This is a genomic window from Wolbachia pipientis, assembly GCF_023661085.1.
Lineage (GTDB): Bacteria > Pseudomonadota > Alphaproteobacteria > Rickettsiales > Anaplasmataceae > Wolbachia.
Window position 1 is genome coordinate 1 of record NZ_JAHDJT010000077.1, and the last position, 6619, is coordinate 6619.

General features: G+C 37.0%; 7 protein-coding genes. 1 reads left to right on the plus strand and 6 read right to left on the minus strand.

Features of this window, described 5'->3' with window-relative positions; all coding sequences use genetic code 11:
* Positions 1-193 precede the first annotated feature (193 nt).
* Complete coding sequence (locus DM84_RS04090; RefSeq protein WP_250778533.1) at positions 194-1126, minus strand: RluA family pseudouridine synthase; 933 nt, start codon at positions 1124-1126, stop codon at positions 194-196.
* 271 nt (positions 1127-1397) lie between these two features.
* Between DM84_RS04090 and DM84_RS04095 the strand changes: the two genes are divergently transcribed.
* Positions 1398-2684: a Na+/H+ antiporter NhaC family protein gene (locus DM84_RS04095; RefSeq protein ID WP_250778521.1), complete on the plus strand. Its 1287-nt coding sequence runs from the start codon at positions 1398-1400 to the stop codon at positions 2682-2684.
* Positions 2685-2723: 39 nt separating this feature from the next.
* Here DM84_RS04095 and DM84_RS04100 read toward each other — a convergent pair whose 3' ends face one another.
* The 5 genes from DM84_RS04100 to DM84_RS04120 all read right to left on the minus strand — a co-directional run bounded on the left by DM84_RS04100 (position 2724) and on the right by DM84_RS04120 (position 6553).
* Positions 2724-2903 (minus strand): hypothetical protein, encoded by a 180-nt coding sequence (locus DM84_RS04100; RefSeq protein WP_250778523.1) that lies wholly within the window; start codon positions 2901-2903, stop codon positions 2724-2726.
* Positions 2904-2930: 27 nt separating this feature from the next.
* Entirely contained in the window at positions 2931-3140 is a 210-nt protein-coding gene (locus DM84_RS04105; RefSeq protein WP_250778525.1) for an ankyrin repeat domain-containing protein, read from the minus strand.
* 10 nt (positions 3141-3150) lie between these two features.
* Positions 3151-3999 (minus strand): ankyrin repeat domain-containing protein, encoded by an 849-nt coding sequence (locus tag DM84_RS04110; protein WP_250778527.1) that lies wholly within the window; start codon positions 3997-3999, stop codon positions 3151-3153.
* A 59-nt stretch (positions 4000-4058) separates the two neighbouring features.
* The gene (argS, locus tag DM84_RS04115; protein WP_250778529.1) at positions 4059-5765 is read right to left on the minus strand and encodes an arginine--tRNA ligase; all 1707 of its coding nucleotides are present in this window, start codon (positions 5763-5765) and stop codon (positions 4059-4061) included.
* A 236-nt stretch (positions 5766-6001) separates the two neighbouring features.
* A complete protein-coding gene (locus tag DM84_RS04120) occupies positions 6002-6553 on the minus strand; it encodes a hypothetical protein (RefSeq protein WP_250778531.1) in 552 nt (183 codons plus the stop codon).
* Positions 6554-6619 lie beyond the last annotated feature (66 nt).

A 6619-nucleotide genomic window follows, 5' to 3' on the forward strand; every position in this document is an offset into this window, starting at 1 on the left:
TAAAATAGAGAGTGGAATAACTAGCTACCTCGGAGTTTTATTGTCTTTTTTCTCTATCTGGTAAATTTCTTAAATATTATAGCTTAGACTAGTTGCGCTTAAAAGCAGCTAAATTCAGCGTGTAAAGCATAAAAACGCCAATACTGAAAATAAATGCCGACCAGGGCTTCTTTTGCTTTTTTTTAGGTAACGTTTACCACTCAAAGGGAGGGTGTAATGCTTCAAGGGAATTTTTAAAGTGCTCAGGGGGAAGGGCGGTGATAGTGGTTTTTTTGCCATTTGGCAGTTTTAAAGATAAAGAACACGAATGAAGATGGATTTTATTTGCTATACCGTCAATGAAAGCCTTTCTGCCACCATATTTACCATCACCAAGGATAGGACAGTTTATATGAGCTAAATGCGCCCTTAATTGATGAGTTCTGCCGGTAATTGGTTGCAATTCTAAATAAGCAACATTGTGCTCTAGCCTTGCCATGATCGAAAAACGTGTAGTGGCATTCTGAGATGAATTTTCATCAATGACCACTTTTTCTTGACCTGAAATATATTTTTTTGCCAATGGATAATCTATTATTCCTCTATTCTTGCTCGGTATGCCGGAAGTTAATGCTAAATAAGTTTTTTTTACTCTACGTGCTTTGAATTCTTCCATAAGGTATTTGGCAACATTGGCATTGCGTGCAAATATTATCGCTCCGCTTGTATCCCTATCCAGTCTATGGACAATCTTAAATGTTTCTCCCTCTCTGATTTGGTCAAGCAAATCGCTAATGCTGATTTTTACTTTTACACCACCTTGAACGATTACTCCTGCAGGTTTATTTATAGCTAGTATATATTCATCTTCATACAATATGTTGTCTTTCAGTAGATTCACTAACTCTTCGTTATATTTGCGTTCGGAATTGGTATTTTTAATATAATCTAAGTGTTTTATCGTTATAGTTTGCCCAGAGTTCACTCTATCGCTGGACTTTGCTTTGCAGCCATCAACTTTGATCAACTCTCTTCTTAAAGATTTCTCAATTACAGATTGTTTTAAATTAGGAAAAATTCTTCTTATGTACCTATCCAGCCTAACGTTGTTATCTTCTACTGGTATGGTTTTTATATTTTCCATTATTTTATTTGAATAGCTATTTGCATAACATAAAAAAGTATAGCACAAAACGTGCCTCGCAAAATCACTTTTCGGAATGTCACTTAAATGAGTAACGCTGGAACCTGGCAATCCTATATTGTCAAGCAATAGACTGTACGTGCTATTTAGTTAAGTAGATTAAACATAAAGTTTAAAACTCCGCTGTTAACTTCTTATAGAATTAGTGGAACCAGGGATTAGTGCTTGATTAAAGCAACTTAATTAGCTATCCTAAGTTTTTAAATATGGTGAAATGACAGCTTTTGTTCCTCTGTTTATTTTTTTAATCCTATATCTTGGAAGTGGCACTTATTTCTCTTTCATCGGAACTGATAATCCACTTCGTCAGGTTTCACCGGTAATTTGCTTACTACCAGCACTATTTTTTGCTGTTTCACGCGGTACAAATAAAATTCAGCATAACATCGATACTGTTATCGAGGGCATGGGCGACAAAAACACCCTTACTATGTGCTTAATTTTTCTATTTTCTGGAGCATTTTCTTCTGTTACTCAATCAATTGGTAGCGCAGACACTGTTGCTAATTTAATTCTCAATTTCCTTCCAACAAGGTTACTGTTGCCTGGAATATTCTTGGCTTCTGCTTTTATTTCAACTGCAATCGGTACGTCTATGGGAGTTGTTGCGCTAATGGTACCAATTGCCGTTAACCTGGCAAAAAGTGGAGCTTTTGGTCTTGAAATAGGAACTGCAACTGTGGTTGGGGGTGCCGTATTTGGTGATAACCTCTCAATGATATCCGACACCACTATTGCCTCTGTTTCTTCACAAGGAGCTGCAATAAAGGATAAACTTAAAGTGAACTCTAAAGTAGCACTTGTTGCCAGCATTATAACGCTTGTCTATCTGGCAATAACTGCAGATAGTACAAAAATTGTTACTATATCAAACTTAGATTATTTATCGATAATAAAAGTTATCCCTTACATTTCTCTAATAATCATGGGTCTGCTTGAAGTTTCCACTTTAGTAACAATAACTGTAAACATAATTATTGCTGGTGTGCTAGGAATAGTCTTTTTTGACTATGCTGTCATTCAATTTCCTCATAACGTATATAATGGTTTTAAGGAAGTAAATGAAATAGTGATCTTTGCTCTATTTATTGGTGGACTAAGCCATATAATGTACAAACAAGGTCAAAAAGCATTACATAAACTCATCGATAAAAGTGATATTACAAAGACTAAAACTGAATTTGTGATAGCAGGAATAGCATCTATGTTCACTGTCTTAGTTGCCAATAATACCATTGCTATTTTATTAAGTGGTGGCATTGCAAAAAGGCTTGCACAAAAACACAATATTGCGCCACACCGCAGTGCATACTTATTAGATGTTTTTGCTTGTGCCACAAAAGGCATCTTGCCTTATGGTTCTCAGCTACTGCTAGCGGGTAGCATAGCCTCTATATCACCCATTTCTTTATTAACACAGGTGTATTACTGCTTTATTTTAGCAGCAGTTACAATAGGTGAAATAATCATCAACAGTAGACATTATAGGGCTGCGGCTTAATGCATAGGTGGGTTTTCAATGCGTTTTATAGATCTGATGCTATACTTTCTGCTCATTTCCAGCAACTTGTTCAACACTAGGCTCTGATAGCATATATGTAACACCACCAACGGCTAGTGCTCCCACCGTAACTACAACGACTGCTATCAATATAGGCACCAACTCAACTGCAACCGTCTCGGTTGCGAAAAGTGCCACTGCTATTGCAGCACCTAACACTGCGGCTACACCACTGGAACAATATTTTTATGTAAATGCTTGGTGTTTCAGTTGTTTTTCTTCTGCCTTCTCCAGAAATTTCTTCACACTGCTATCTTGAGCTAAATCTCTTGGAGTTTCACCATCTTTATTTTTTAATAAAGGATTTACCCCATTCTCTATCAAAGTACTTAAGACCCTTTTATGAAACCATGCTAAAGCAGCAATATGTAAAGGGGTGCTTCCATCTTTGTCCACCGTGCCAACATCAGCCCCCTCTTGCTATTAGAGCATCTACCGTTTTCTTACAGCCTCCTTCAGCCGCTAAATGTAAAGGAGTCCACCCACCTTTATCCGCTATATTAATGTTTGCCCCTTCCTCTATTAGAGTGTTTACTATATTTGTGTGGCCATAGAACGCAGCACCATATAAAGGGATGCTTCCATCTGTGTCTACTGCATTAACATCAGCTCCTTTTGCTATTAAAAAATCTACCACCTTTTTACAGTTTCTTTCGGCTGCAGAATGTAAGGGGGTCTGTCCACTTGTATCTACTGCATTAACATCAGCTCCTCTTTCTATTAGAAAATCTACCACCTTTTTACAGCCTCCTTCAGCTGCCGAGTGTAAAGGAGTCCTGCTAAAGCTATCTTTTACATCAACAGTTGCCCCCTTTTCTATTAGAAAATTTACTACCCCTATATTACCGCGTAAAGAAGCCACATGTAAGAGAGTACATCCATATTTATCTACTATGTTGATATCGATTCCCTCTACTTTCAACAGAGCATTTATTGTATTTCCTAGATTATTGTAGACGGCTAAGTATAATAATGTGAGACCATTATCTTTAGGTTGAGTGAATGCATTATCTTCGAAATCCTCATCTTCAAAATCTTCAAATCGAATGAAAGAACCATTTTCACATTGAATGAACACATTACTTTCAACCTCAAACAGGTAATTTACATCAAAACTAGCTTCTTCCCACTTTGTATACCAATCTTTGTCTTCTGCTTTTAATTCCTCTTTTATTTTTTCAATTGCATTATCCTTACTTAAATCTTCTTCCTCGTTAACTGCGCTTAATATTTTCCACCACTGTTCATCTTTCATAGCTTGACCTCTGACTTTAAATAATATTTTTAATTATCACATATTATAGCAAAAAAAAATCAACTCATTTCTTCCAAAGGTGTGATATTAAAGACAGAAAGTCCAGAAGCAATGACGTGTGCTAAGGCTTGAATGAGAAATATTCTTGCAGCGGTGAGGTCTAAGTTGTCTTCCAGTATAAACCGCATGTTTGAATCGTTTTTGCCATATCCCCACAGAGCGTGGAACGCTTCTGCAACTTCAAGTAAGTAGAAAGTGATTCTGTGCGGCTCATAAAGCCTTGCCGCTATTTCCACCACATCTGGCCACTTTGCCAAGGTTTTTATGAGGAATAACTCTCCATCTGTCTTTAAAAGTGAAGGGTCTGCACTTGGGAGTTCTTTTGGAGCGTTACGCATCAATGAATGAGCGCGAGCGTGCGCGTATTGCACGTAAAAAATAGGATTATCTTTTGACTGCTCTTTAACCTTGGCAAAATCAAAATCTAAGACCGTATCATTCCTGCGTGTTAGCATTATAAAACGAGTGATATCCCTGCCAACTTCTTCCACTACATCCCTTGCTGTGAGGAAATTTCCTGATCTTTTGGACATCTTAACTGGTTTTCCATCCTCGAAAAAATTCACAATGTTGTGCAGTTTTACCTCTATTTTCGCCTTATTATCGCTCAGCGCAGAGACAACTGCTTTGAGCCTTTTGACATAACCGCCATGATCACTACCGAGCTCTACGATCATATTGTTAAAGCCACGTGATATCTTATCGAAATGGTAAGCAATGTCCGAGGCAAAATAAGTCCAACTACCGTCCTCTTTTTTCAGTGCGCGGTCAACATCATCGCCAAACTCTGTAGAGCGAAATAACATCTCTTTTCTGGAAGTCCAATTTTCGCTCTCTTTGCCTTTTGGTTTTTCTAAGTATCCTTCATACACTAAACCCTTGTCAGACAACATCTTTATGCTCTCTTCGATTTTGCCACTTTTTTGTAGTTCATATTCTGAAGTAAAAACATCGTGACTTACTCCAAGCAAGCCCATGTCTTCCTTTATAAGTTCTAAAATAGAACTCAAAGTATACTCTCTGATTACTTGATTATCTTGACTATTTAAAAGCTTTGAGCCATATTTTTTAGCCAGTCCCTCCCCTATTGGTTTTAAATATTCACTAGGATACAAACCTTTCTCGATATTGATCTTCTCTCCCAGAGCTTCCCTATATCGCAAATATACTGACCGAACTAGCGTATCTACCTGCGCTCCAGCATCATTAATGTAGTATTCCTTGGTGACTTTATAACCAACTTTTTTCAGTAAATTTGCTAAAATGTCACCAAACACTGCCCCTCTTGCATGACCAATATGCAGTGGACCAGTTGGATTTGCAGATACAAATTCAACATTGATGGCCTGATTGTTTCCAATATTTAAAGTACCGAATTCTGTTTTTAGCTCATTTATTTGTTTGAGAATCCCATGCCATACTTCTATTTTCAAGTGCATATTGATAAAACCAGGGCCCGCAACTTCCACTTTCTCAATTTCATCAAACAGTTCAAATTCTCTTGCCAATATCCCTGCAATCTCAACTGGATTCTTATTACCATGCTTTGCAAGCACCATGGCAATATTTGTATAAATATCTCCATGTGCTCTATTACTTGGAGGTTCTACGATAAAATTTTCCGCACTCGTATTTATGATATCCCTTTGCTCCAACTCATTTAATTTGCTAAGGATTAGCGAGGAGATCCGCTTAAAAATATTCATCAATCAAAAAGCTATAAAACTATAGCAGTATAGTAAATAAATGAGGTTAGTTGAAGGCTTATCTTGTGCAGCTTATACAGAAATTACCAAGAGAAAAGAACTTACCAATGCCGTGTTTTTTCAGACAACGGCACAGGAGTTAAATGCAACTTACAAAATATAAAACCGGTATGCTTAAAATGCTCCCCCTCTATTTTCACCAGCCAATTTATAGGAATTGAACAGCTTTTTTGCAGTTAATAACAATCGCAAATATTGCAACCTAGATCAGATATTAGCACGGGCTTATTTAAATCAAAAAATTCTGTATGCCCTCCAACTTTTACCATAGGTAGTCCACCTTTCCAACCATAAGGTATTACCACTGTATTGCCAGAATCATAGGCATGACAACATGAAGTATGATGACCATTGTAATATGGATCATGACAATGCTTAAAGTGTAAGTTATGATGATGGTTGAAACATGGATACTCATCTAAAAGTTTCATTTTACTTCCCCAATCTACTGAAGGTTTCATAGGAAAATTCCCTTCGTCTACTGTAAACTTTACATGTGGTTTCCCTGCGCTTACTGTAGTAATTTTTTCAGGAAGTTTTCTTCCACCGCTGTTATCTACTACAGTGCCTAAAGAAGTTCTCGCTTCACTGATTTCTTCTACTGTAGTCTCTGAAGAGGTTTCTTCTTCTGTAGTCCCTGAAGAAATTTCTTCTTCACTAGTTTCTTCTACTGTAGTTTCTAAAGAAGTTTCTTCTTCTGTGGTTAAATTTTCATCATTTTCTGACATAGAAATCTCCTATATAATTAAAACTTTATCTCAAATTAATAGTATTAGTAGGGAAGGCAAGAAAGA

Excerpts from the sequence above, each read along its gene's own strand:
- DM84_RS04095 (WP_250778521.1), top strand. The coding sequence starts at position 1,398 with ATGACAGCTTTTGTTCCTCTGTTTATTTTTTTAATCCTATATCTTGGA.
- DM84_RS04110 (WP_250778527.1), bottom strand. The coding sequence starts at position 3,999 with ATGAAAGATGAACAGTGGTGGAAAATATTAAGCGCAGTTAACGAGGAA.
- argS (WP_250778529.1), bottom strand. The coding sequence starts at position 5,765 with ATGAATATTTTTAAGCGGATCTCCTCGCTAATCCTTAGCAAATTAAAT.
- DM84_RS04120 (WP_250778531.1), bottom strand. The coding sequence starts at position 6,553 with ATGTCAGAAAATGATGAAAATTTAACCACAGAAGAAGAAACTTCTTTA.